The sequence below is a fragment of the Vibrio sp. 2130-1 genome (genome assembly GCF_033339515.1).
Genome location: NZ_JAWOUT010000445.1, coordinates 1 through 613, shown reverse-complemented (window position 1 = coordinate 613; position 613 = coordinate 1). Strand labels below are relative to the sequence as shown.

Annotated in this window: 1 protein-coding gene; it reads left to right on the top strand. The window is 47.3% G+C overall.

The window, feature by feature from the left end; genetic code table 11:
• Positions 1-613, top strand: a 613-nt coding sequence (locus R7Q09_RS26740) for an AsmA-like C-terminal region-containing protein (RefSeq protein ID WP_318144022.1), incomplete at both ends; no start/stop codon positions are given.

Genomic DNA, 613 nt, shown 5'->3' with positions numbered 1-613 from the left:
AGAGATGCCAAACTTAACGTTGAACATCGACGATTTTTGGCTGCAAGGTTACAAGGTTGGCAAAGTGAATATCGACTTACAGCGTCAAGATGATCGTTTGGAGTGGAAAAACATTACCTTCAGTAGCGGCAAAAACCGCATCGATATGAATGGTTGGTGGGAGCTGACCAAAGATCGTAGCCATTCCAATCTGACGTTAACAATGAAAGGCGATAACAACACGGATCTGATGGAGCGTTTTGGTATCACGTCTGGGATCCAGCAAGCGCCATTTGAGATCAACGCCAATATGAATTGGGATGGTGCGCCTTGGTCGATGAAGACACCAACCTTGCAGGGGAATGTCTCGACGGAGTTTGGCAAAGGAGTCGTGAGTGAAGTCAGCGGCGCGGCGCGTTTGCTTGGCTTATTTAGCTTGGACTCCATCATTCGTAAGATGCAGCTCGATTTTACCGACGTATTCGACAAAGGCATGGCGTTCAACTCCATCACGGGTACAGGCAAAATCCAAGATGGTGTGTTCATCACCAATGATATTGTGATGGATGCGCTAGCTGGTGAAATGCAAATTCGTGGTATTGCAAACATGACCAGCAGAATGGTGGATGCGGAA